The sequence below is a fragment of the Pseudarthrobacter sp. NPDC092202 genome, from assembly GCF_044755505.1.
GTDB lineage: Bacteria > Actinomycetota > Actinomycetes > Actinomycetales > Micrococcaceae > Arthrobacter.
Window position 1 is genome coordinate 283,544 of sequence record NZ_JBIVRG010000002.1, and the last position, 22,325, is coordinate 305,868.

General features: G+C 63.8%; 24 protein-coding genes. 10 read left to right on the top strand and 14 right to left on the bottom strand.

Translation table 11 applies throughout. The annotated features are described in order from the left end of the window. Positions 1-87 precede the first annotated feature (87 nt). From ACIQF4_RS04690 to ACIQF4_RS04700, 3 genes are all read right to left on the bottom strand, one after another. Positions 88-879, bottom strand: coding sequence for a BTAD domain-containing putative transcriptional regulator (locus ACIQF4_RS04690; protein WP_400516177.1), 792 nt, complete (start codon positions 877-879; stop codon positions 88-90). Positions 880-1,057: 178 nt separating this feature from the next. Further along, positions 1,058-1,207: a hypothetical protein gene (locus tag ACIQF4_RS04695; RefSeq protein WP_172801433.1), complete on the bottom strand. Its 150-nt coding sequence runs from the start codon at positions 1,205-1,207 to the stop codon at positions 1,058-1,060. Positions 1,208-1,240: 33 nt separating this feature from the next. Beyond that, complete coding sequence (locus ACIQF4_RS04700; protein ID WP_350003260.1) at positions 1,241-1,714, bottom strand: VOC family protein; 474 nt, start codon at positions 1,712-1,714, stop codon at positions 1,241-1,243. Between the two features lie 73 nt (positions 1,715-1,787). Between ACIQF4_RS04700 and ACIQF4_RS04705 the strand changes: the two genes are divergently transcribed. Both ACIQF4_RS04705 and ACIQF4_RS04710 read left to right on the top strand, forming a co-directional pair. Continuing rightward, positions 1,788-2,213: a DUF3054 domain-containing protein gene (locus ACIQF4_RS04705; RefSeq protein ID WP_400516176.1), complete on the top strand. Its 426-nt coding sequence runs from the start codon at positions 1,788-1,790 to the stop codon at positions 2,211-2,213. Positions 2,214-2,307: 94 nt separating this feature from the next. Beyond that, positions 2,308-2,589: an Lrp/AsnC ligand binding domain-containing protein gene (locus ACIQF4_RS04710; RefSeq protein ID WP_350003257.1), complete on the top strand. Its 282-nt coding sequence runs from the start codon at positions 2,308-2,310 to the stop codon at positions 2,587-2,589. An 18-nt stretch (positions 2,590-2,607) separates the two neighbouring features. On the opposite strand, the gene trpD is transcribed toward ACIQF4_RS04710, so the two are convergent. Beyond that, positions 2,608-3,663, bottom strand: a complete 1,056-nt coding sequence (gene trpD, locus ACIQF4_RS04715; RefSeq protein WP_400516175.1) for an anthranilate phosphoribosyltransferase — start codon at positions 3,661-3,663, stop codon at positions 2,608-2,610. Positions 3,664-3,775: 112 nt separating this feature from the next. Between trpD and ACIQF4_RS04720 the strand changes: the two genes are divergently transcribed. The 4 genes from ACIQF4_RS04720 to ACIQF4_RS04735 all read left to right on the top strand — a co-directional run bounded on the left by ACIQF4_RS04720 (position 3,776) and on the right by ACIQF4_RS04735 (position 8,143). Further along, the gene (locus ACIQF4_RS04720; protein ID WP_217432071.1) at positions 3,776-4,450 is read left to right on the top strand and encodes a heme-copper oxidase subunit III; all 675 of its coding nucleotides are present in this window, start codon (positions 3,776-3,778) and stop codon (positions 4,448-4,450) included. Positions 4,451-4,536: 86 nt separating this feature from the next. Next, positions 4,537-5,325: a c-type cytochrome gene (locus ACIQF4_RS04725; protein ID WP_350003253.1), complete on the top strand. Its 789-nt coding sequence runs from the start codon at positions 4,537-4,539 to the stop codon at positions 5,323-5,325. Between the two features lie 96 nt (positions 5,326-5,421). Beyond that, positions 5,422-6,495 carry a ubiquinol-cytochrome c reductase iron-sulfur subunit gene (locus tag ACIQF4_RS04730; RefSeq protein WP_231454298.1) on the top strand — a complete coding sequence of 358 codons (1,074 nt, stop codon included), beginning with the start codon at positions 5,422-5,424 and terminating at the stop codon, positions 6,493-6,495. Continuing rightward, on the top strand, positions 6,473-8,143 hold the full coding sequence (locus ACIQF4_RS04735) for a cytochrome bc complex cytochrome b subunit (RefSeq protein WP_400516174.1): 1,671 nt from the start codon (positions 6,473-6,475) through the stop codon (positions 8,141-8,143). Before ACIQF4_RS04730 ends, ACIQF4_RS04735 begins: the two co-directional genes overlap by 23 nt. A 110-nt stretch (positions 8,144-8,253) precedes the next feature. Here ACIQF4_RS04735 and ACIQF4_RS04740 read toward each other — a convergent pair whose 3' ends face one another. Continuing rightward, positions 8,254-9,024, bottom strand: a complete 771-nt coding sequence (locus ACIQF4_RS04740) for a GntR family transcriptional regulator (protein ID WP_350003250.1) — start codon at positions 9,022-9,024, stop codon at positions 8,254-8,256. Positions 9,025-9,186: 162 nt separating this feature from the next. Here ACIQF4_RS04740 and ACIQF4_RS04745 point away from each other — a divergent pair, with 162 nt between their 5' ends. After that, entirely contained in the window at positions 9,187-9,480 is a 294-nt protein-coding gene (locus ACIQF4_RS04745) for an HPr family phosphocarrier protein (RefSeq protein ID WP_400516173.1), read from the top strand. Positions 9,481-9,564: 84 nt separating this feature from the next. Here the strand turns inward: ACIQF4_RS04745 and ACIQF4_RS04750 are convergent, their stop codons facing one another. From ACIQF4_RS04750 to ACIQF4_RS04770, 5 genes are all read right to left on the bottom strand, one after another. Next, positions 9,565-9,966, bottom strand: a complete 402-nt coding sequence (locus tag ACIQF4_RS04750) for a cytochrome c oxidase subunit 4 (protein WP_231454294.1) — start codon at positions 9,964-9,966, stop codon at positions 9,565-9,567. Positions 9,967-9,968: 2 nt separating this feature from the next. Next, the gene (ctaD, locus tag ACIQF4_RS04755) at positions 9,969-11,690 is read right to left on the bottom strand and encodes a cytochrome c oxidase subunit I (protein ID WP_350003246.1); all 1,722 of its coding nucleotides are present in this window, start codon (positions 11,688-11,690) and stop codon (positions 9,969-9,971) included. Between the two features lie 10 nt (positions 11,691-11,700). Further along, positions 11,701-12,573 carry a cytochrome c oxidase subunit II gene (coxB, locus tag ACIQF4_RS04760; RefSeq protein ID WP_231454292.1) on the bottom strand — a complete coding sequence of 291 codons (873 nt, stop codon included), beginning with the start codon at positions 12,571-12,573 and terminating at the stop codon, positions 11,701-11,703. Between the two features lie 186 nt (positions 12,574-12,759). After that, positions 12,760-13,149 (bottom strand): iron-sulfur cluster assembly accessory protein, encoded by a 390-nt coding sequence (locus ACIQF4_RS04765; protein WP_188808880.1) that lies wholly within the window; start codon positions 13,147-13,149, stop codon positions 12,760-12,762. A gap of 194 nt (positions 13,150-13,343) precedes the next feature. Next, entirely contained in the window at positions 13,344-14,786 is a 1,443-nt protein-coding gene (locus ACIQF4_RS04770) for a dipeptidase (protein ID WP_400516172.1), read from the bottom strand. A 93-nt stretch (positions 14,787-14,879) separates the two neighbouring features. Between ACIQF4_RS04770 and ACIQF4_RS04775 the strand changes: the two genes are divergently transcribed. After that, positions 14,880-15,482: a DUF3043 domain-containing protein gene (locus ACIQF4_RS04775; RefSeq protein ID WP_400516171.1), complete on the top strand. Its 603-nt coding sequence runs from the start codon at positions 14,880-14,882 to the stop codon at positions 15,480-15,482. Between the two features lie 96 nt (positions 15,483-15,578). On the opposite strand, the gene ACIQF4_RS04780 is transcribed toward ACIQF4_RS04775, so the two are convergent. After that, positions 15,579-16,649, bottom strand: coding sequence for a quinone-dependent dihydroorotate dehydrogenase (locus ACIQF4_RS04780; protein WP_400516170.1), 1,071 nt, complete (start codon positions 16,647-16,649; stop codon positions 15,579-15,581). A gap of 74 nt (positions 16,650-16,723) precedes the next feature. Between ACIQF4_RS04780 and ACIQF4_RS04785 the strand changes: the two genes are divergently transcribed. Together ACIQF4_RS04785 and ACIQF4_RS04790 are read left to right on the top strand one after the other, a co-directional pair. Then, positions 16,724-17,725, top strand: a complete 1,002-nt coding sequence (locus ACIQF4_RS04785; protein WP_400516169.1) for an alpha/beta hydrolase — start codon at positions 16,724-16,726, stop codon at positions 17,723-17,725. After that, positions 17,722-18,753, top strand: a complete 1,032-nt coding sequence (locus ACIQF4_RS04790; RefSeq protein WP_400516168.1) for an alpha/beta hydrolase — start codon at positions 17,722-17,724, stop codon at positions 18,751-18,753. The genes ACIQF4_RS04785 and ACIQF4_RS04790 overlap by 4 nt, the downstream gene beginning before the upstream one ends. A 58-nt stretch (positions 18,754-18,811) precedes the next feature. Here ACIQF4_RS04790 and ACIQF4_RS04795 read toward each other — a convergent pair whose 3' ends face one another. The 3 genes from ACIQF4_RS04795 to leuA all read right to left on the bottom strand — a co-directional run bounded on the left by ACIQF4_RS04795 (position 18,812) and on the right by leuA (position 22,222). Continuing rightward, positions 18,812-19,639 carry an isoprenyl transferase gene (locus tag ACIQF4_RS04795; RefSeq protein ID WP_400516167.1) on the bottom strand — a complete coding sequence of 276 codons (828 nt, stop codon included), beginning with the start codon at positions 19,637-19,639 and terminating at the stop codon, positions 18,812-18,814. Positions 19,640-19,641: 2 nt separating this feature from the next. Then, positions 19,642-20,394 carry a DNA repair protein RecO gene (recO, locus tag ACIQF4_RS04800; RefSeq protein ID WP_231454285.1) on the bottom strand — a complete coding sequence of 251 codons (753 nt, stop codon included), beginning with the start codon at positions 20,392-20,394 and terminating at the stop codon, positions 19,642-19,644. A gap of 88 nt (positions 20,395-20,482) precedes the next feature. Then, positions 20,483-22,222: a 2-isopropylmalate synthase gene (gene leuA, locus ACIQF4_RS04805; protein ID WP_400516166.1), complete on the bottom strand. Its 1,740-nt coding sequence runs from the start codon at positions 22,220-22,222 to the stop codon at positions 20,483-20,485. Between the last annotated feature and the right edge of the window lie 103 nt (positions 22,223-22,325).

Here is a 22,325-nt window from a genome sequence, read left to right on the forward strand (position 1 = left end):
CCCCAGGGCTTCAGGGCACGAATTACCTACTCCCAGAAATCCGGTAGCCGACAGGAAGCGGTTGCCACCGCGGACCCAGCCGAGGTACTAAAAGTGGTTAAGCGCTGGCTGGCCAGCCAGCCAGGAGTCACCGGCCGAAACTAGGCGTTCCTTAACCAGGTTCTGCTGCCGTTCAAGGACAACAGCCAGGAGCTCCCTGACCGGTTCAGCAGGCAACAACCCCATGTCTTCCTGCAGCTGCTCCCGGTAGCGCTCATAGGCCCGCAGCGCGGCCGCGGGATTGCCTCGCCGCAGTTCGGCCCGGATCAGGAGGGCGACGGCATTCTCATAGAGCGGTTCTATGCCCACCGCAGCCTCAGCGGCTTCCCCTGCCGTCCCGCAGTCGCCCAGGGCGAGCGACCGCGCGGCAATATCCGTGAAGATCCGCAACCGGTCCTGCTGCAAGTGGCTCTGTTCAAACACCACCCAGTCCTCATACCAGCCGGGAAGCAGTTGCGCGTCACGCAATTCGTCCATCAGAGAGGCGGCCCCAGCGCCGAAACCCGCCTGCCCCAGCGCCCGCGCCTGTGCCCGGACCCGGTTCAAATCGACATCAACCTGGTCGTTCAGGGACAGCAACCTGCCTTCGTTGACGATCAGGCCAGGCACCTGGCGCGATGTTAAGTGGACGCTGACCCTCAGGCTTTCCAGGGCTTTCGAATCCGGGTACTCGGGCCACAGCAGTCCTACCAAATAGCTGCGAAGGCGTGGGCCCTTTATGGCCAACGCGGCGATGAGCCGCTGCTGCCGTGTTGCGACGCGGACGACAACGCCGTCACGGCGTAGGCACCAGGACCCGAGCAGGTCCAGTGTTATTTCTCCATAGCCGTCGTCGTCCATGGGAACCTGATTTCGGTACAACTAAATGTGGTGGATCAGTAGAACTGAGGATCCACAATTCGATTGCCCTTGTCAATGCATTCTGTCCCCTTTTTCCAAGGGGAGAGGCCACTATCGGTAGGGCTTCGGCGGGCAGCCAGGGCAACAGCACGGGATGCACGCAAAAGCATGGGCAGAATCAGCGCGTGGACCCGATCCCGGCCCCTACCAGCGCCCCGACTCCCAGGCCCAGCGCAAAACCGAGGAACGGGCTGTCGAAGACCGCCAATCCAAGCGTTATGCCCACTGCAGCGCCGAGCAGCGAACAGATCCAGAGCGGCTTATTCACATGTCTCCCACTGTCATTGCTGCACCGGCGGCATCACCCGGCATAGGCCCTTTGCAGTTCCGCGATATCCAGCTTTTGCATGCCCAGCATTGCCTGCATGGCACGATGCGAGCCGTGGGGGTCCGGGCCGGCGATCAACGAGGGCAGGATCGCGGGAACTATCTGCCAGGACACTCCAAAGCGGTCCTTCAACCAGCCGCACTGGCTTTCAGTGCCGCCGTCGGTCAGCGCCGCCCAGTACCGGTCCACTGCGGATTGGTCCTCGCAGTCCACCACAAACGAGACCGCTTCCGTGAAGCTGGAGCCCCTGGCGCCGTTCAGTGCCGTGAACCCTCGCCCTTCCAGTTCAAAGTCGACGGCGATTGCCTCACCGGCGGCCCCAGGTCCGCCCTCGCCGAAGCGCGAAACATTAATGATCCGTGAGTCGTCGAAAACGGACGTATAGAACTGCGCCGCTTCTTCCGCCTGGTTCTCGAACCACAGGCAGGTCCCAATTTTCCGTGGCATACGTGGCTCCCTCCCGGCTCGAGCCTAATGCCGTAATCCACCCCGCACAACGGCTGGCATTAGGCTCGAATCCATGAGTTCCCACACCGTGAAATCTCCACAACCGCCCGCACTCCCCCTTCTGCTGGGAGCCGCAGCAGCGGATGCAGTCCTGATCACGGTGTTTGCCGCCGTGGGACGCGACGCACACCAGCGCGGCGACATCCTGACCGGCGTGCTGCTGACGGCATGGCCGTTCCTGGCCGGCGCGGCCCTTGGTTGGTTGGTGGCCAGGGCATGGCGTGATCCGCTCTCGGTGCGCCGGGCAGGGCTTGCCGTCTGGCTCGGCAGCGTCGCGGGCGGGATGGTTCTGAGGGCCGTGACTGGGCAGACTGTAGTGCTCCCGTTCGTCATTGTTGCCTTGCTAACCCTGGGGCTCCTGCTGGTTGGCTACCGCCTTCTGCTTGCAGGCGTGAGGCGACGCGGCCGTGTTGCGGCACGCGACCGGCCTGATGCCTGACCTGTGCCGGTCCCGAGGCTTGGTGGATGTAATAGGCTGGCAGCAGAAGTCCGCCGGGCATTCCCACGGCGCAACAGATCCGAAAGGGTTCAACGTGATCACCGCATTCGTCCTGATCAAGACTGACGCTTCCCGCATCCCCGAGACGGCTGAGGAGATCTCCGCGATCGAGGGCATCAGCGAGGTGTATTCCGTAACCGGCGAGTGGGACCTGATTGCCGTCGCCAGGGTGCCCCGGCACGAGGACCTGGCCGACGTCATCGCAGACCGGCTTTCAAAGGTCCCGGCCGTTGTCCACACCACCACCCATATTGCTTTCCGCGCCTACTCCCAGCATGACCTGGACGCGGCGTTTTCCCTGGGTTTCGAACAGTAGGAAGACCGAGGCAACCCCTTAGCGGGCGGTGAGGGAAACCCACTTTTCGAGGACGGTTGCAGCGGCGCCGGTATCAATTGATTCGGCTGCGCGGGCAAAGGCTGCCTTCATCCGGTCCACGAATGGCCCGTCGGCGGATTCGTCGAAGGCCACGAGTCCGGCAGCAGCGTTAAGCAGGACGGCGTCCCGGGCGGGGCCTTCCTTGCCGGCAAGGACGTCCCGGACAACAGCGGCATTTACCTCGGCGTTGCCGCCGCGCAGCTGCTCCACCGTTGCCAGGCTGATGCCAAGGTCATGTGGCGAGAACGTCATTTCGCTCACAGCACCGTCCCGGATTTCCCAAACGGTGGACGGACCGGTGGTGGTGAGCTCATCAAGGCCGTCATTGCCCCGGAAGACCAGTCCCCTGCTCCCCCGCTGCGCCAGAACGCCCGCCACCAGCGGCGCCATCCTGGCGTTTGCGACGCCGACAGCAGAGGCCTGCACCTTAGCCGGGTTGGTGAGGGGGCCCAGGAAATTGAACGCCGTCGGAACAGCCAGCTCCCGCCTGGGGACCGCGGTGTGACGGAATGACGGATGGAACACCTGCGCGAAGCAGAAGGTGATCCCCGCCTCCTCGGCGTTGCGGGCAACTTCCTCGATTGTCAGGTCAAGCCGGACCCCCAAAGCCTCCAGCACATCGGCAGAACCCGACGACGACGACGCCGCGCGGTTGCCGTGCTTGACCACCTTGGCTCCGGCTCCGGCGGCTACAAGGGCCGCCATCGTCGAGATGTTCACCGTATTAAGCTGGTCTCCGCCAGTACCCACGATGTCCAGTTTTTGGCCCGAAATGCCGATGGGTTCTGCGTGGGCCAGCATGGCATCCACCAGGCCGGAAAGCTCCTCAACGGTCTCGCCTTTGGCGCTAAGGGCTACGAGGAATCCCGCGATCTGTGCCGGCGTGGCCTCCCCGGACATGATGGTGTCCATAGCCCAGGACGTGTTCCCGGCAGTAAGGTCGGTCCCGCTGATCAGTGCCGAGATCACGCGGGGCCACGAATTGGCGGACGGTGCGGAAGCCTGTGAAGTCACCTCCTGATGCTATCTAGGGTTGGCGGGGACTGACCAATATGAACCCCTGCGGGAACTTTTCCGCGCGAATTCGCGTCTTTGTAGAAAAAGTCCCCCAAAAAGGCGGTTTGCGTTGGGCAGCACGGACTTTTACAGACATAATGTCTATGTGACATCTGCGACCCATGCCCCCAGTACCCCGGCGCACCCCACGCTGAACCGCCCCAACATGGTTTCCGTTGGAACCGTTGTGTGGCTGTCAAGTGAGTTGATGTTCTTCGCCGGTCTCTTCGCCATGTACTTCACGCTGCGCTCAACGAGCGCACAGATGTGGGCGGACGAGACAGCCAAGCTCAACTTCCCGTTCGCGCTCGCCAATACGATCGTCCTCGTGGCCAGTTCCTTCACTTGCCAGATGGGCGTCTTCGCTGCGGAGCGCCTGCAGCCGCGAAGGACCGGGGGTGTGTTCCAGTTCGCCCGGTGGGGAATGAATGAATGGTTTACCCTCACGTTCCTCATGGGCGCCTTCTTCGTTGCCGGACAGGCCACCGAGTACGCGATGCTGGTCTCCGAGCACGTATCGCTCTCCTCCAACGCCTACGGTTCCGCGTTCTACATGACCACCGGCTTCCACGGCCTGCACGTCATCGGCGGACTGGTCGCCTTCCTGCTCATCATGGGCCGGTCTTTTGCGGCGAAGAAGTTCGGGCACTTTGAAGCCACTTCGGCGATTGTCACCTCTTACTACTGGCACTTCGTGGATGTCGTGTGGATCGGCCTCTTCCTGGTCATCTACGTACTCAAGTAGCCAGCTTTGATTCTTTTTCTACAAGAGGCAGAATTTCAGGTAGCGGCTCCCGGAGCCGGCGCAGGATCGAATAAAGGAACCACCACGTGAAGGCACTCTCACAAAAGCGGCGTCACCCACTTGCAGCAATAGCGCTGCTTCTGATGGGGCTCCTCATCACGGGTGGGCTATACGCCGTGGCTACCACCGTCAACGAGGCCAAAGCCTCCACCACCTCTTACAGCGCAGATGACGTCGAAGAGGGCGGCAAACTTTTCGAGGCCAACTGCGCCACGTGCCATGGCATGGGCGCCAGTGGCACCGAGGCTGGTCCGTCACTGGTTGGCGTGGGAGCAGCCGCTGTTGACTTCCAGGTGGGCACCGGCCGCATGCCGATGCAGATGAACGGTCCCCAGGCGATGAAAAAGCCTGTCCAGTTCAACGATGAGCAGACCAACCAGCTCTCAGCCTACGTCGCGTCCCTGGGCGCAGGCCCGGCGATTCCTGAAGAGGGCCTGCTTGACGAAGGCGGCGACGCCGCCGCCGGTGGCGAGCTGTTCCGCGTCAACTGTGCCATGTGCCACAACGCTGCCGCTGCCGGCGGCGCCCTGACCCGCGGCAAGTTCGCACCTGCCCTCGCAGACGTTTCGGGCAAGCACATCTACGAGGCCATGGTGACCGGCCCCCAGAACATGCCCGTGTTCAGCGACTCCAACATCACCCCCGAAGACAAGCGCGACATCATCACCTTCCTGAAGCAGATCGAGAGCAGCGGTTCCCCCGGCGGCGCCGACCTCGGTTCGCTGGGTCCGGTAGCTGAAGGCCTGTTTGTATGGGTCGCCGGCCTTGGCGTCATCATCGCCTTCACGATCTGGTTGACCTCCCGGACGTCCTGACATCCGCGTCACCGCACACTTCTGCTGATCCGTCAGCAGCTTGATATTAGAAACTAACCCGGTATCCGCCGGGACGAGAGAAGGATGAGGCGAATTATGGGCAACCATAGTGACGGCAGTCCGAACCACTCGGGCACCGTAGCTACGGCTGGTCAGAATGAGGTGGAGAAGTTCCAGGATCCTGGAATTCCTCCGCACCGTTTGCGCCTGGCTGACACGGACCCGAAGGCCGCAAAGCGGGCAGAACGGCAGGTCGCCTTACTATTTGGCATCTCTGTTGTTGGAACCCTGATCTTCCTGGTGGCGTACTTCGCCATTGATCTGGGAGCCGGGGAGTCGAGCATTGACGCCATCCGGCTGCAGAACATGCTCCTGGGGCTGGGAACCGCGTTCGCGATGCTCGGCATCGGTACCGGCATTGTGCACTGGGCCAAGGCCCTTATGCCGGACCACGAGGTTTCCGAGGAACGCCACGCGATCCGGTACGAAGAGGACCGCCAGGCTGCAGTACGCATCGTGGACGACATCGTTGAAGAGACGGGCATCAAGCGCCGTCCTCTGATCCGGAACACCCTTCTGGGTGCCGTCGCCCTCGCACCCCTGCCGGCAGTTGCTATCTTCGGCGACCTCGGTCCGCGTCCGGACAACAAGCTGGCCCACACTTTGTGGGCACCCCAGGAAGGCAAGCTCAAGCGTCTTGCCCGCGACCCCGACGGAACGCCCATCAAGGCATCCGATGTAACCATCGGATCGGCGTTCCACGTTATCCCCGAAGGCCTGAACGACCTCCACGAGGGCAAGCTCAACGAAAAGGCCAAGGCCGTTGTGCTGCTCATGCGGCTGGATCCGGCGTCGCTGAACCCCTCAGAAGGCCGCGAGGACTGGGGATACAACGGGATTGTTGCCTACTCCAAGATCTGCACCCACGTCGGTTGCCCCGTTGCTCTGTATGAGCAGCAGACGCACCACCTGCTGTGCCCGTGCCACCAGTCCACCTTCGACCTCACGCAAGAGTGCAAGGTGATCTTTGGCCCCGCCAGCCGGCCTCTCCCCCAGCTGCCCATCGCAGTTGATGACGAGGGCTACTTGGTCGCTACCAGCGACTTCAAAGAACCTGTAGGACCAAGTTACTGGGAGCGTGATATGCATGAGCGCAGCATCAACAGCTGAGCCCGCTTTCGTCGCCAAAACCAAGACAGGCCGGTTTACCGACTTCGTCGACCAGCGTGTTGGCGGTTCCGGAATCCTCCGCGAATTCGGCCGCAAAGTCTTCCCCGACCACTGGTCCTTCATGTTCGGCGAAGTGGCGCTGTACTCTTTCGTCATCCTGCTGCTCTCCGGCACCTTCCTGACGTTCTTCTTTGATCCGTCCATGGCGGAGACGCACTACGACGGTTCGTATGTTCCGTTGAAGGGCGTGGAGATGTCCGTGGCCTACAGCTCGTCCCTGGATATCTCCTTTGATATCCGTGGCGGACTGTTCATGCGCCAGGTCCACCACTGGGCCGCCCTGCTGTTCGTAGCCTCCATCGCAGTGCACATGCTGAGGGTCTTCTTCACCGGAGCCTTCCGCAAGCCCCGTGAGATGAACTGGGTTGTGGGCGGGGTACTGCTCATCCTGGCCATGGCTGCCGGTTTCACCGGCTACTCCCTGCCGGATGACCTGCTCTCCGGTAACGGCCTGCGCATCATTGACGGTGTCATCAAGTCCATCCCGGTCATTGGTACGTACATCTCGTTCTTCCTGTTCGGGGGCGAGTTCCCGGGAACGGCTGTGATCGGCCGCCTCTACATGCTGCACATCCTGCTGGTGCCCGCACTGATCCTGCTGATGATTGTGCTCCACCTCTTCATGGTGGTCGTCCACAAGCACACCCAGTACCCCGGCCCCGGCCGCAATGACAACAACGTCGTCGGTTACCCGCTCGGACCTGTCTACGCTGCCAAGGCCGGCGGATTCTTCTTCATCGTGTTCGGCGTCCTGGCCCTCATGGCAGGCTTCTTCACGATCAACCCGATCTGGAACTACGGTCCTTACGATCCCTCCCCCGTGTCCGCCGGTACCCAGCCTGACTGGTACATCGGTTTTGTTGACGGCGCCCTGCGCCTCATGCCGGGCACCTTCGGGGATTGGCAAGTGGAGCAGACGTGGCTTGGCTTCGTCTTCTCGTTCAACGTCCTGCTGCCGGCACTGGTCCCGGCCGGAATCCTGTTCACCGTGATGTTCATGTACCCGTGGATCGAACGCTGGATCACCAAGGACGATCGCGAGCACCACGTGCTGGACCGTCCCCGCAACGCCCCTACGCGGACTGCCATCGGTATGGCGGGCTTCGTCTGGTACTGCGTCATGTGGGCCGCCGCCGGTTCTGACCTCATCGCCACGCACTTCAGTGTCTCTCTGAACGACGTTACGTACTGGCTGCGGGCGCTGTTCTTCGTAGGCCCGATCATTGCCTTCATCGTGACCAAGCGCGTTGCCCTGGCCCTTCAGCGGAAGGACCGCGAAATCGCACTCCACGGACGGGAAACGGGCCGCATTGTCCGCCTCCCGCACGGCGAGTTCATCGAGGTGCACGCTCCGCTGGACGAGTACAAGCGCTACAAGCTCGTGGGCTTCGAGTCCCCTGAGGTTCTCCCGGCCGTACCCAACGAACACGGTGTGGTGACCCGCAAGGAGAAGCGCCGCGCGTTCCTCTCCAAGTGGTTCTTCGAGGACCGCGTGGCCCCGGCCACCCCTGCCGAGCTGGAAGCCGCCCACGGCCACGGCCACGAGGCTGTGGAAGCACCGGAAGCAACTAAGAGCCTGTCCCACTAGGTTCTGACAACCGACGAAGGCCCGGTCCGCATGGACCGGGCCTTCGCTCTTTAAGTTTTGCTTCGGAGGCAACCCTTCGAGCGGGCTCTCCTGGCCAAAGCCGGAGGCGCCTAGTGGTTTCGCGCCCTGCGCGCACCGGGGCGCTGCAGCGGAACCCACAGCTTGTACCTGTCAGCGCGGTAGTAGGACACGGAGTAGTCCACCATCGCGCGGGCAACAAAGGCATGGCGCTGGATCTTCAGCAGTGGCGAGCCCACCTCAACGTTCAGCAAGCGGGCAGTCGAGGGCGAGGCAGCCGTGGCCTCAATCATGTCCTCTCCCCACTCCATCACCAGGCCGAACTGTTCGCTCAGGACGTTGTACAGCGACGTGGGCGGTTCCCCGTCCAGCAGCCCCGGCACGCGGTGCGCGGGAATGAAGTTCTCATCAACGCTCATCGGTTCCCCGTCAGCCAGCAGCAGGCGGCGGAACCGCACCAGCGGCGTTCCCTCATCCAGCTGCAGTTCCCGGGCCAGGAACGCACTCGCGGCTATCTGCTCAAAGCTCAGCACCTTTGCAGCCGGGACCATCCCGCGCCGCTGCATCTCTTCGCTGTACGACGTCAGCTTCACCTGGAGATCAAGCTTGGGCCTGCGGACGAACGTCCCCAGACCCACAACCCTCTCGATCACCTCTTCACCAACCAGGGCATCGATTGCCTGGCGGACGGTCATTCGCGCCAGGCCGAACCGCTCGGCAAGATCACGCTCTGACGGCAGGGCCGATCCCGGCGGGCAAGACTCGGCAATATAGGAACGGAGGATCTCACGGAGCTGGACATAGATCGCCGTTCCGCTGGTCCGGTCGATCTCGCCGGCGATTGCTGCCGCGCTAGATGCCATGGCGGGTCTCCCCTGCGTTGAAGTTCACCCTCCAATTTTAGGTCAGGTCTAGACCAGTAAGGACCGCGCTCCCGCCGCTTGGCAGTGCGGGCCGCCGCACGGCTATATTTATCAGGCACATGTCATTTGGCGGCAAAAGGCCGCAACAAAGAAGGAGTCCCGTTGCCAACACTCAAGGCAGTGGTCAGAGCCTCGGTGGGACTGCACGCACGTCCTGCCGCCGTGTTCGTACGGGCTGTCACGGAAACCGGCCTTCCAGTGACCATCGCCAAGGACGGTACACCGCAGGTTGATGCTCGATCACTTCTCCAAGTGATGACGGCAGACTTCCACCACGGCTGCGAGGTGGAACTCGGCATCAGTGAGTCTGCGCTGGATGGCGCACAGAGCCGTCGGGATGCTGAGGAGGCCCTCCGGGAGCTTAGCGACCTTTTGGAGTCGCAGGGCGCCGCCTGAGCCCGCAGAGACGGTTCAAACAAAACGACGTCGGGCCCCACCTTCTGGTGGGGCCCGACGTCGTTGTTTTGTACTTGTTTGTTGCTAGTGTGCGTGGTCGCCGCGGCTGTACTCGTAGACCCAGCCAATGAGGGCAACAACGGCCATGCCCGCGGCGATGTAGACGATCCAGAAGCCCACTGCAAGGCCCAGGAAGCCCGTGGCGCAGGAGAGGCCCAGGACCAGCGGCCACCAGCTCCAGGGGCTGAAGTGCCCCTGCTCGCCGGCGCCTTCATGGATCTCGGCATCGCTGCGGTCCTCGGGGCGGAGGCCAACGCGCTTGCCGGTGAACCCGAGGTATCCGCCGATCATGCCGGCCAGGCCGCCAACGAGGAGAATGCCGAGGATGCCCACCCACTCGCCCCAGTTGGTCAGGAAGCCGTATACCAGGGACACGGGAACGAAGAAGAAGACTCCGGCACCAAAAATCCAGGATTCAATTTTCATTGTCAGTTATCCCTCTGGTCTGCGTTTCCGAGCGTCTGGGCTGCGGGCGCGGGTGACTCAACGGTGTGGACCTGGCGAAGTTCAGGGTGGTGCAGGTCCAGTGCCGGGCGCTCCGAACGGATCCGGGGCAGCGAAGTGAAGTTGTGCCGCGGCGGCGGGCAGGACGTGGCCCACTCCAGCGAGGCGCCGAAGCCCCAAGGGTCATCCACCTGCACCTTCTCCGCGCTGCGCCAAGTGATGTAGACGTTCCAGAAGAACGGGATCAGCGATGCGCCCAGGACAAAGGAGGCAACCGTGGAGAACTGGTTCATCCAGGTGAAGTTGTCTTCCACCAGGTAGTCGGCGTAGCGGCGCGGCATGCCCTCGACGCCCAGCCAGTGCTGGATCAGGAAGGTGCCGTGGAAGCCCAGGAACAGGAGCCAGAAGTGGATCTTACCGAGGCGTTCGTTGAGCATCTTGCCGGTGAACTTAGGCCACCAGAAGTAGAACCCGGCAAACATGGCGAATACCACGGTGCCGAACACCACGTAGTGGAAGTGGGCCACCACGAAGTAGGAGTCGGAGACATGGAAGTCCAGCGGCGGTGAGGCCAGGATGATGCCGGTCAGGCCGCCGAACAGGAACGTAACCAGGAAGCCGATGCTCCAGAGCATGGGGGTTTCGAAGGTCAGCGAACCGCGCCACATGGTGCCGATCCAGTTGAAGAACTTCACGCCGGTGGGCACTGCGATCAGCATGGTCATGAACGCGAAGAACGGCAGCAGCACCGAGCCGGTGACGTACATGTGGTGCGCCCACACGGTGACCGAGAGTGCGGCAATGGCAATGGTTGCGTAGACCAGGCCCTTGTAGCCGAAGATCGGCTTGCGGCTGAACACCGGGAAGATCTCCGAGACAATGCCGAAGAACGGAAGCGCGATGATGTACACCTCGGGGTGGCCGAAGAACCAGAACAAATGCTGCCAGAGGACCGCACCGCCATTCTCCGGATCGAAGATGTGGGCACCGAAACGGCGGTCGGCACCGAGGGCAAACAGGGCCGCGGCCAGCGGCGGGAACGCCATGAGGACCAGGATGGCCGTCACGAGGATGTTCCAGGTGAAGATCGGCATCCGCCACATGGTCATGCCCGGGGCGCGCATGCAGATGACGGTGGTGATGAAGTTGACGGCACCCAGGATGGTTCCGAAGCCGGACAGCGCCAGGCCGAACACCCACAGGTCACCGCCGATGCCGGGGCTGAAAGTGGTGTTGGACAGCGGAGCGTAGGCGAACCAGCCGAAGGAAGCTGCACCCTGCGGGGTGATGAAACCGGATACCGCAATGGTGGAGCCGAAGAGGAAGAACCAGAAAGCCAGCGCATTGAGCCGCGGGAAAGCCACGTCCGGAGCGCCGATCTGCAGCGGCATGATGACGTTCGCAAACCCGGCAAACAGCGGGGTGGCGAACATCAGCAGCATCACGGTGCCGTGCATCGTAAAGAGCTGGTTGTACTGCTCCTTGGTCTGCAGGATCTGCATGCCCGGTTCGAACAGCTCGGCGCGGATGAGCAGGGCCATCACGCCGCCCAGGCAGAAGAACACAAACGACGCGATCAGGTACATGTACCCGATGGTCTTATGGTCGGTGGAGGTGATCCAGTTGACGACAATGCGTCCCTTGGACTTCGGAACCACGGGAGCTGGAAGGACTCCGGTGGGTGCGGATTGAGTGTACGTAGCCACGTCGCTCCCCTTACTTAATTTCGTTCACGTTCGGGTTGCGGTCGTACTCATTGCCGAGGAGACCCGTGTTGCCTGCTTCGCGCAGTTCGTCCATGTGGGCCTGGAATTCGGATTCCGACACCACCTTGACGCGGAACAGCATTTCGGAGTGGTACTCGCCGCAAAGTTCGGCACACTTGCCGTCGTAGGTGCCCTCTTTGGTGGGGGTGAACCTGATGTAGTTGGTCTTGCCCGGGATCATGTCGCGCTTCTGCAGGAAGGCGGGAACCCAGAAGGAGTGGATCACGTCGCGTGCGTTGAGCTCGAGGTCAACGGACTTGTTCACCGGCAGGTACAGCGTGGGGAGCTGCTCCATGTCAATGGTGTTTCCGGTGAGGTTCGTCTGCACGCCGGCTTCGTAGACGTCCTCTTCAATGACGTCGCCGGCCTTGTAGTTGAAGTCCCAGGCCCACTGCTTGCCGCGGACGTCAACAACGACGTCGGCCGGCTCGGAGCGGTTATCGATGGCCTGCTGGTCGCGGTCGGTGAAGTAGAAGAACACCACAACCATGAACAGCGGGATGGTCAGGTAAAAGACTTCCAGGGGGAGGTTGAAGCTGGTCTGCCGCGGGAACCCGACGGTGCCTTTGCGGCGGCGGTAAGCGACCAGGCACCAAACGATCAGGCCCCAGGTAATGATGCCCACAACCAGGGCGGCAATCCATGAGTTGACCCAGAGGTCCATGATGCGGTCGGTGTTGCTGGTGGTGCCACGTTCCGTGGGCAGCCACCCTTTCTCTACCTCTGGCGAACATCCGGTCAAAACCAACGCGCCGGCAATTGCCAAGCTTGAGATCGTTGTGATCGTTTTGCGTCGGCTGCCGGTTCGGTTCTGCGAACTCACAGACGGCCCTTCCTACTTGTTGCTGCTGTCCGGGAAGACTCGGCCGCCCCGGGCACACTAAAAGTTTTACTACTCGGTGTAGAGCTTACCGCTCCGCCGGGCGTTTCGCCCACATGTCGGCGCCGCGCCCCCATACCGTTATTTTCGGCAGGTGGCCCGGCGCCGGCATCGGGCGAAATAACCGGCTTAGTGGAACGAATCCCCACAGGCGCAGGAGCCGCCGGCGTTCGGGTTATCGATGGTGAACCCCTGCTTGGAGATGGTGTCCTCAAAGTCAATGGACGCACCGCTCAGGTACGGAACGCTCATCTTGTCCACAACAACTTCGACGCCGTCGTAGTCCCGGACTGCGTCTCCGTCCAGGAGCCGCTCATCGAAGTACAACTGGTAGATCAGCCCGGAGCAGCCGCCGGGCTGCACGGCAACCCGGAGGCGCAGGTCCGTACGGCCTTCCTGCTCGAGAAGGCTGCGCACCTTGCCTGCTGCGACGTCGGTCAGTTTGACCTCGTGGACGGGCAGTTCTTCACTGGCCGTGCTGGTGGTACCGGTGCTGTTCTCATTTGTTGCGGTGCTCATTGGCCTACCTTCTTAGGACGGTCTGGCGGCGCCGCGCTGGCGGTGCCTGCCCCTACGGTTTCGGTATGGGCTATAGCTACATGCTACGCGGGGCGGACGTGTAGCTCTAACTCCTGACGTAACCATGGGTGGTCCCTCCTTGTTCCCGGGGAAAGCCCTTAATTTGGTCCCGGCAGCCCCGGCCGGCGGAGAGCTTAGAGCCCCTGCTCATTGATCCGGGCGAGGAGCAGCGCCTCGGCCAGGATGGCTTTGCGGAAGTCGCCAAGGTGCAGGGATTCGTTGGCGCTGTGCGCGCGGGAGTCCGGATCCTCCACACCCGTCACCAAGATGTGCACGTCCGGATACAGTTCCGTCAGGTCTGCGATGAAGGGGATGGAACCACCTATGCCGGTCTCCACGGCCGGTACTCCCCAGGCCTCCCCCAGCGCCCACATCGCCAGTGAAGCCGCAGGCGATGAGGTGTCGGTCAGGAACGGGTTTCCGCTCTCCCCCGGCGTGAATGTCACCCTTGCACCGAACGGGGCATTCGCCTCCACATGCCTGCGCACGGCATCCATTGCCTCGGCGGGGACCTGTCCAGGCGCCAGCCGCAGGCTGAACTTCGCCCGCGCGCGTGGCAGCAGGGTATTCGAGGCTTCGTCCACCGACGGAGCGTCGAACCCGATGATGGACAGGGCGGGCTTGGTCCAGAGCCGCGAGGCGATGCTGCCCGAGCCCGCCAGCCGGACGCCGTCGAGCACGGATGCGTCAGCCCGGTAATCCTCCTCCGGAAGGTCCACGGCGGCGGTGTCCTTGGCCACCAGGCCCTCGATTGCAACGTTGCCCCCGTCATCGTGAAGCGTGGCGATAAGGCGGGACAGCAGGGTGGGCGCATCCAGCACGGGACCGCCGTACATGCCCGAGTGGACGGCGTGCTCAAGGACCTGGACTTCGATGGTCCCGTCCACCAGGCCCCGAAGGCTGGTGGTCAACGCGGGAACGCCCACCTTCCAGTTGCTCGAATCGGCCACCACGATGACATCGGCGCGGAGCAGCTCACGGTTTTCCTCCAGGAATGACCGGAAGGTGGGGGATCCCGCTTCTTCCTCGCCTTCAAAAAAGAACGTCACCCCCAGGCCAAGTGCGCTGCCGAGCACCTCCGAAACTGCGGCATAGGCAGCAACATGTGCCATGATCCCGGCTTTGTCATCCGCTGCGCCACGGCCGTACAGGCGCCCGTCCTTTTCGACGGCGGTGAACGGTTCGGTCTCCCACAGGCCGGTGTCCCCCGTGGGTTGGACATCGTGATGTGCGTACAGGAGGATCGTCGGCTTGCCGTCTGCGGCGGGCCTCCGGGCGACGACGGCGGGGCCACCCGGGGTGCCGTCCGGCTTGTCGCAGGCGAGGATCTGCACATTGTCCAGGCCGGCGCCGCGCAGCAGGTCCGCTACGGCTTCGGCACTGCGCTCCAGGGGCCGGCGGTCAAAGCTGGGCCACGCAATTCCGGGGATGGCGACCAGCTCTTTGAGCTGGTCAAGGGTTTGGCCGAAGGACGCGTCGATGGCGGTACGGAGATCTTCCGTCGAGCTGTTTCCGGCAAAGCCCGGGGATGGGTGGGCACTGGAATTCTGCGGCATGGCCGTGGGCGATGAAGTCATGGCCAAAACATTACCCGCGTCACATCCGGCGCTGCGTGGCGCGGTGATGGCCGGGCATCAAGTCCGCAGCCCGCCGCAAGGTATTCTGTTCAGGTGTTCGGACGTAAAAAGGAAGCGCCCTCGGCGCAGCAAACAGTAGACCAACAGGCTGCGGAGGCCGCGGCGCGGGCTAACGGATTGAGCGGCAAGGGGGCCCCGACCCCCACCCGCAAGGCACAGGAAGCAGCCCGCAAGCGCCCGTTGGTTCCAGAAGACCGCAAAGCATCAAAGACTGCCGAGCGCCAGGCCATCCAGGACCAGCGCCTCAAGATGCGCCAGGCGCTGGACACCGGTGACGAGAAGTTCCTGCCACTGCGCGACAAGGGCCCGCAGAAACGCTTTGCCCGTGATTTTGTCGACGCGCGCTTCAGCCTGGGTGAATATTTGATGTTCGGCGCCCTGGTTTTTGTGCTGGTGTCCCTGGTGGTCCCGGCATCCAGCGACATGATGATCTACGTCCTTGGCGGGTTCTGGGTGATGTTCCTGGCCGTCTTCGTGGATGTGTTCATCCTGTCGCGCCAGCTCCGCAAGCGGCTGACTGCCAAATTCGGGGAGGTGGAGCGTGGAACCGTCTGGTATGGCTCCATGCGCTCCCTGCAGTTCCGCAAGCTCCGCCTTCCCAAGCCCCAGGTCAAGCGCGGGCAGTACCCCGCCTGACAGGCAAAGGCTCCACTAACGCGAAACCCCGGCGGTTGGTCCGCCGGGGTTTCGCGTTTAAAACCAGGGAGCGAGGGTGGCTCCCCCTTTCATTGGTTAGGGCTTGCGCTTCTTCGCGAGTTCCCGGTTGATGCCCGCCGCCCAAAAGGGTCCTTCATACAGGAACGCAGTGTAGCCCTGGACCAGGGTTGCTCCGGCGTCGAGCCTGTCCTGGACGTCCTCAGCTGTTTCCACGCCACCCACTGCCACCAGGGTAAGGGCGTCGCCGGTGACATCCTTGAGCCTGCGCAGCACGGCAAGGGAACGCTGCTTCAGCGGGGCACCGGAAAGCCCGCCCGCACCGCACTTCTCCACCTGCTCCGCCGGCGAAGCCAGCCCGTCCCGGGCGATGGTTGTGTTGGTGGCGATAATGCCATCCAGCTTGAGGTCGAGCGCGAGGCGGGCGACGTCGTCGATATCCTCATTGCTGAGGTCCGGTGCGATCTTCACAAGCAGGGGCACGTGGCACCCGGCAGCCCGGTCAGCTTCTTCACCAACAGCGGCCAGCAGGGGCCGGAGGGACTCCACATCCTGGAGCAGGCGCAGTCCGGGAGTGTTGGGCGAGCTTACGTTGACCACCAGGTAATCGGCGGCGGGCGCAAGGCTGCGGGCACTCACAAGATAGTCACCAACGGCGTCGGCCAGTTCCACTGCCTTGGTCTTGCCGATATTGACACCGATGACCGGGCGCACGTCCGGGTGCCGGCGCTGCAGTGCGGCACGGGCAGCCTTGAGGCGCGGGGCCACAGCGGTTGCGCCGTCGTTGTTGAACCCCATCCGGTTGATGACGGCGCGGTCCTGGACCAGGCGGAAGAGCCGCGGCTTCTCGTTGCCGGGCTGGGCCTGGCCGGTGATGGTACCCACCTCCACGTGGCCGAACCCGAGTTCGGTCAGCGCCTCGATGCCGTGCCCTTCCTTGTCGAATCCGGCAGCAAGCCCGAACGGGGACGGGAACGTTAAACCGAAAGCCGTGGTCTGGAGGGACGGTGCCGGCGCAGTCAGCTTTTCCAGGACCTTTCCCGCGCCGGAGCGGTGCGCCAGCCTGATGGCCTTGAACCCGATTTTATGGGCGCGCTCGGCGTCCATCCATGAAAAGGCAAGCCTGAAGAATGTGGGGTAAACGCGCATGCCTCTAGTTTTCCGTCTTGGAGGGCCCAGACCAAAATGAGCAGGCCGAACTGGGAGCGGATTAGCATAAAGCCATGGAGTGGCAGAAGGACATCCTGGGCGGGGACTTCGAGTCGCGTGCCTTCCAGGCCACGGGTCCGGACGGCGTGGAACGCACGGCCACCCTTGTCCGCTTCCGTCCTGCCCTGAAGACCCTGCCCGCCTCATCCGCGCGCCGCAGCGTGGTCCTTTTCCTGCATGGCTGGAGTGACTATTTCTTCAATGTGGACCTTGCGCGCTTCTGGTCTTCGGCCGGATACGACTTCTACGCGCTGGACATGCACAACCACGGCCGGAGCCTGCGTCCGGAATCACCGGGCGGGTATGTCTCGGACCTCGGGGATTATGACGCCGAAATCGACACCGCGTGCCGGCTGATCGGCCAGGATGGAGCGGACCCGTCCTTAACCCTTATGGGGCATTCGACGGGAGGGCTGGTGGCCGTGCTCTGGGCAAGCCGGCATCCCGGCAGGGTGGCACGCCTGGTCCTGAATAGTCCTTGGCTTGAGATGCACGGCAGTTCATTGGTACGGCGTGCAACGGCGGGGATGGTCGGGCCCGTGGCCCGATTCCGTCCGGAGGCAGTGCTCCGCCTGCCGGAGCGTGGCTTCTATTGGCGCACCATCAGCAGTTCGGCCGACGGCGAGTGGACGCTGGATGACCGCTACCGTCCCCCCATGGCCTTTCCGGTGCGGGCGGGGTGGCTCAGTGCCGTGCTGGCCGGGCACGCACGGGTGGCGCGGGGCCTCAACATCGAGGTGCCCATCCTTGTCCTGCTGTCCAGCGGCAGCGCCAACGGGCTCTTCTGGTCTGAAGAGATGCGGCGGACGGACGCCGTCCTCGACGTCAACATCATTGCCGCCCGCGCCCTGACCTTGGGCCGCACTGTCACCGTGGAGCGGATTGACGGCGCCCTGCATGACGTGTTCCTCTCCCCCGCCGCCGTGCGCGCGGACGCCTACGCCAGGCTGGCGCGCTGGCTTCGGGCCTACGGGGACGAGGAACCGGAACCATCCGGCAGCCGGGACAGCGAATGAGCGGCACACAGGTGGGCAGGGAGACGGATGAGGCTCTGTGGACGGCCGACATCCTGGGCCCGCGCTTCGAGCAGCGGGTCCTTCCCCTTGCCCCGGATGACGAGGGCGACGTCTGTGCGACCCTCGTCCGTTGCGGCGCCACGGGGCCGGGGCCTATACCGGCGACGGCAGAGCGGCCCGCCATCAACGTGGTCCTCTACGTCCACGGCTGGGCTGACTACTTCTTCCAGGCGGACGTGGCAGAGTACCTGACCGACGCAGGGTTCCCCTTTTACGCCGTGGACCTGCGCAAGTTCGGCCGCAGCCTCCGCCCTTGGCAGACGCCGGGTTTCACCGAAGATCTGGCTGTCTATGACGAGGACCTGGCCGCCGCCCTCGCGGCGATCAGGGAAGACGTCACCGAACTCCTGGGGCCGGGGGTTGAACCTACCGTCCACGTTCTGGCCCATTCCCTGGGCGGGCTCATCACGGCACTGTGGGCTGACCGGAACCCGACGGCACTGGGCACCTTGATCCTGAACGCCCCGTGGCTGGAACTGCAGGGCAGCAGTATCATCCGCACCATTGCCATGCACCTGGTGGATCCGCTGTCCAGGGCCGACCCCCGCCGTCCTTTGTGGCTCCCGGAGATGCCCGGATACTGGCAAAGCGTCAGCGACGAGGCCCACGGCGAATGGCACTTCGACCCCCGGTGGCGTCCCAGGGCATCATTTCCCATCAGGGCTGGCTGGGCCAAAGCGGTCCTTGCCGGCCATGCCGCGGTGGAGCGCAGGCTGGACATCAGGGCCCCGGCGCTCGTCCTGCTCTCGAACCGTACGCGCATCCAGATCGAGTGGTCCGCGGAGATGATGGAGGCCGACGCCGTGATCGACGTCGAGGAAACGGCCCACCGTGCGCTGCGCTTGGGACGGCGGGTGGCCGTCTTCCGCTATCCGGGCGCCATCCACGACGTCTTCCTGTCCCGCCGCGCGGTGCGGGAGGAAGCCTGCCGTGACCTGGCGGCCTGGCTCAGGGCGTACTCAACCTGAAGGATGCCCGCAGGGCCCTGCCGGCACACGGTCTTACCTTGACCAGTGGACCCGGGAATCAGGACCCAACCGGTGCGGCCGCATCCACGGCACCGCCATAGCGGCGGTCACGCCGGGCGTACTCCTCAACGGCGGCCCAGAGCGTCCGGCGGTCCACATCGGGCCAGAGGGTATCCATGAACACGAACTCGGCGTAAGCGGACTGCCAGAGCAGGAAGTTGGACAGGCGCTGCTCCCCGGAACTGCGGAGGAACAGGTCCACGTCGGGCAGGTCCGGCTCGTCAAGGTACTTCTGGATGGTCCGCTCGGTGATGGCGCCGGGCTTCAGCCTGCCGGCAGCCACCTCCGCAGCGATGGCGGAAACGGCATCCGTGATCTCCGCGCGGCCGCCGTAATTAACACACATGGTCAACGTGCAGGTGCTGTTGCCCGCTGTGAACTCCTCCGCTTCCTCGAGTTCGCGGATGACCGAGCCCCACAGCCGTGGCCGCCGTCCTGACCACCGTACCCGGACTCCCCAATCATCGAGCTGGTTCCGTTGCCGGCGCAGCACATCCTTGTTAAATCCCATGAGGAAACGGACTTCTTCCGGTGACCGGCGCCAGTTTTCGGTGGAGAAGGCATATACGCTGACATACTCGATGCCCAGCTCAATGGCCCCTGCCATCACATCCAGCAGGGCCGGCTCCCCTGCCTTGTGCCCTTCAATCCTCGGCAGGCCGCGCTGGTTTGCCCAGCGGCCGTTTCCGTCCATCACGATCGCAACATGGCGGGGAATGAACTCCGCGGGGATGGAGGGCGCCACGGCGCCGGAGGGGTGCGGATACGGGGCAACCACCGGGTGGGTGCGCTTCCGTGAGGCGGTGTTCTTCTTCCCGAGTGCCACTGTCAGCTACGCTCCACATGTTTGAGGGACTTCAGCACCCGTTCGAGGTGCCATTGCAGGTATGCGGCCACCAGGCCGGCGGCTTCTTTCCGGTGCAGCGGAAGGGAGCCGTCCGCCGTTGTCCAGTCCCCGGTCAGCAGCGCCGCCAGCAGGACCACCGTCTCCGCCGCCGGAGCCGGCGAGCCAGGGGGCCTGCATCCGCTGCAGACCATTCCCCCCAGGGGAGCGGAAAAGGCGCTGTGGGGGCCCGGCATGCCGCATCGGGCGCAGTCCGTAAAGCTGGGTGCCCAGCCGCCGGTGGCCAGGGCCCGGAGAAGGTAGGAGTCAAGGATCAGGCCGGCAGCATGTTCATCCCTGCTGAGTGAAGCCAACGCACCCACCAGCAGGTTGTACTGGGCTGTTCCGGCCTCACCGTCCACGTCCGTCAGCTTCTCGGCCGTTTCGGTCATGGCGGCGGCCACCGTGTAACGGCCGTAGTCCGCGGCGATGTTTCCCCCGTACGCCCCTTTGGCCACGGCCTGGGTCACGATGTCCAGCGTTTTGCCGGACACAAGCTGGAGGTCCGCCACCATAAAGGGTTCCAGGCGCGCCCCGAACCGGCTGCTGGTGCGGCGCACCCCCTTCGCGACAGCCCGGACCTGGCCATGGTGCTTGGTCAGCAGGGTGATGATCCGGTCCGCCTCACCCAGCTTGTGGGTACGCAGCACGACGGCGTCGTCCCGGTATGCGCGGGAGGCGAAAGAGTGTTGGGCCACGCCTTTTATCTTCCCATTCTTTGCCGGCCCAGCCGTGCCGCGTGCCGCCGTGCCGCAGGCAGCTTCCTGCGGCACGGCAGTGTGGGGGTCAGGCCTGGGCGTCCCGGATGGCGCGGTTCACGGCGGAGATGACCGCCTTCAGGGAGGACATGCTGGTGTTGGCGTCGATGCCGACACCCCAGAGCACCCGCTCCCCCACGGCGCATTCGACGTAGGCCGCTGCCATGGCGTTGCCGCCCTCGGAGAGTGCATGCTCGCTGTAGTCCAGGACCCGGACATCCACGCCGTCTTCCCGCAGGATGCTCAACAGCGCGGCGATGGGACCGTTGCCGGTGCCCGTCCGGCTGACCTGTGCCCCGTCAATGGTGAGGGACGCGTGAAGCGTCATCCCGCCGTCGTCGTCCGTTTCTGTCTTGACCGAGCCGAGGGAATACTGGCCCCACTGGCCGTCCGTCTTGCCTGAGGGCAGGTACTCGTCCTGGAAGACCTGCCACAGCTGGGCACCGCTGACTTCGCCGCCCACCGTGTCCGTGCGCTTCTGGATGACGCCGGAGAATTCGATCTGGGCACGGCGCGGCAGGTCCAGGCTGTGCTCATTCTTGAGCAGGTAGGCAACGCCGCCCTTGCCGGACTGCGAGTTGACCCGGATGACGGCCTCGTAGCTGCGGCCCAGGTCCTTCGGATCAACCGGCAGGTACGGCACCTGCCAGGTGAAATCGGCAACGTCCTTGCCTGCGGCTGCGGCGTCCCGCTCAAGGGCTTCGAAGCCCTTCTTGATGGCGTCCTGGTGGGAACCGGAGAACGCCGTGAACACGAGGTCGCCGCCGTACGGTGAACGCTCCGGCACGGGCAGCTGGTTGCAGTACTCAACGGTCCGGCGGACGTCGTCGATATTGGAGAAGTCGATCATGGGGTCGATGCCCTGCACGAAGAGGTTCAGGCCGAGGGTCACCAGGTCCACGTTGCCGGTGCGCTCACCATTGCCGAAGAGGCAGCCTTCAATCCGGTCCGCCCCGGCCATGTAGCCCAGTTCGGCGGCGGCGACCCCGGTTCCACGGTCATTGTGGGGGTGCAGGGAGAGGATGATGCCCTCGCGCGGGTGCAGGTGCCGGCTCATCCACTCGATGGAGTCGGCATAGACGTTCGGCGTTGCCATTTCCACGGTAGCGGGCAGGTTGATGATGACCTGGCGGTCCGCGGAGGCTTCGAAAACGTCGGCGACGGCGTTGCAGACCCGCACCGCATATTCCAGCTCCGTGCCGGTGAAGGACTCCGGGGAGTACTCGTAGGTCACGTGCGTGTCCGCGAGGGTTTCCTCGTACTTCCTGCACAGCCGGGCACCCTGGAGCGCGATGTCCAGGATTCCGTCCTCATCCTGGTTGAAGACCACGCGGCGCTGCAGCACTGAGGTGGAGTTGTAGAGGTGGACGATGGCCTGCTTGGCACCGACCAGCGACTCGTAGGTGCGCTCGATCAGGTGCTCCCGGGCCTGGGTCAGGACCTGGATGGTGACGTCGTCCGGGATGTGGTTGCCCTCAATCAGCTGGCGGACAAAGTCGAAGTCCGTCTGCGAGGCGGAGGGGAACCCGACCTCGATCTCCTTGTAGCCCATGCGGACCAGCAGATCGAACATCTTCATCTTGCGCGCCGGGCTCATCGGATCGATCAGGGCCTGGTTGCCGTCGCGGAGGTCCACTGCGCACCAGCGGGGGGCCTTGGTAATGACCTTGTCCGGCCAGGTGCGGTCCGGCAGTTCAACCTTGATCTGGTCCTGGAACGGCGTGTAGCGGTGGGCAGGCATTCCTGAGGGCTTCTGTGCGTTTCGCATTACTATCGGGGCCTTTTCTGTGGTTCTACGTTGAAAGGGTGGCCGGGCAACACAAACTCCGCAGCGAGGGTGGGCCTTGCGCTAGATCGCGTCTGAGGCCTCG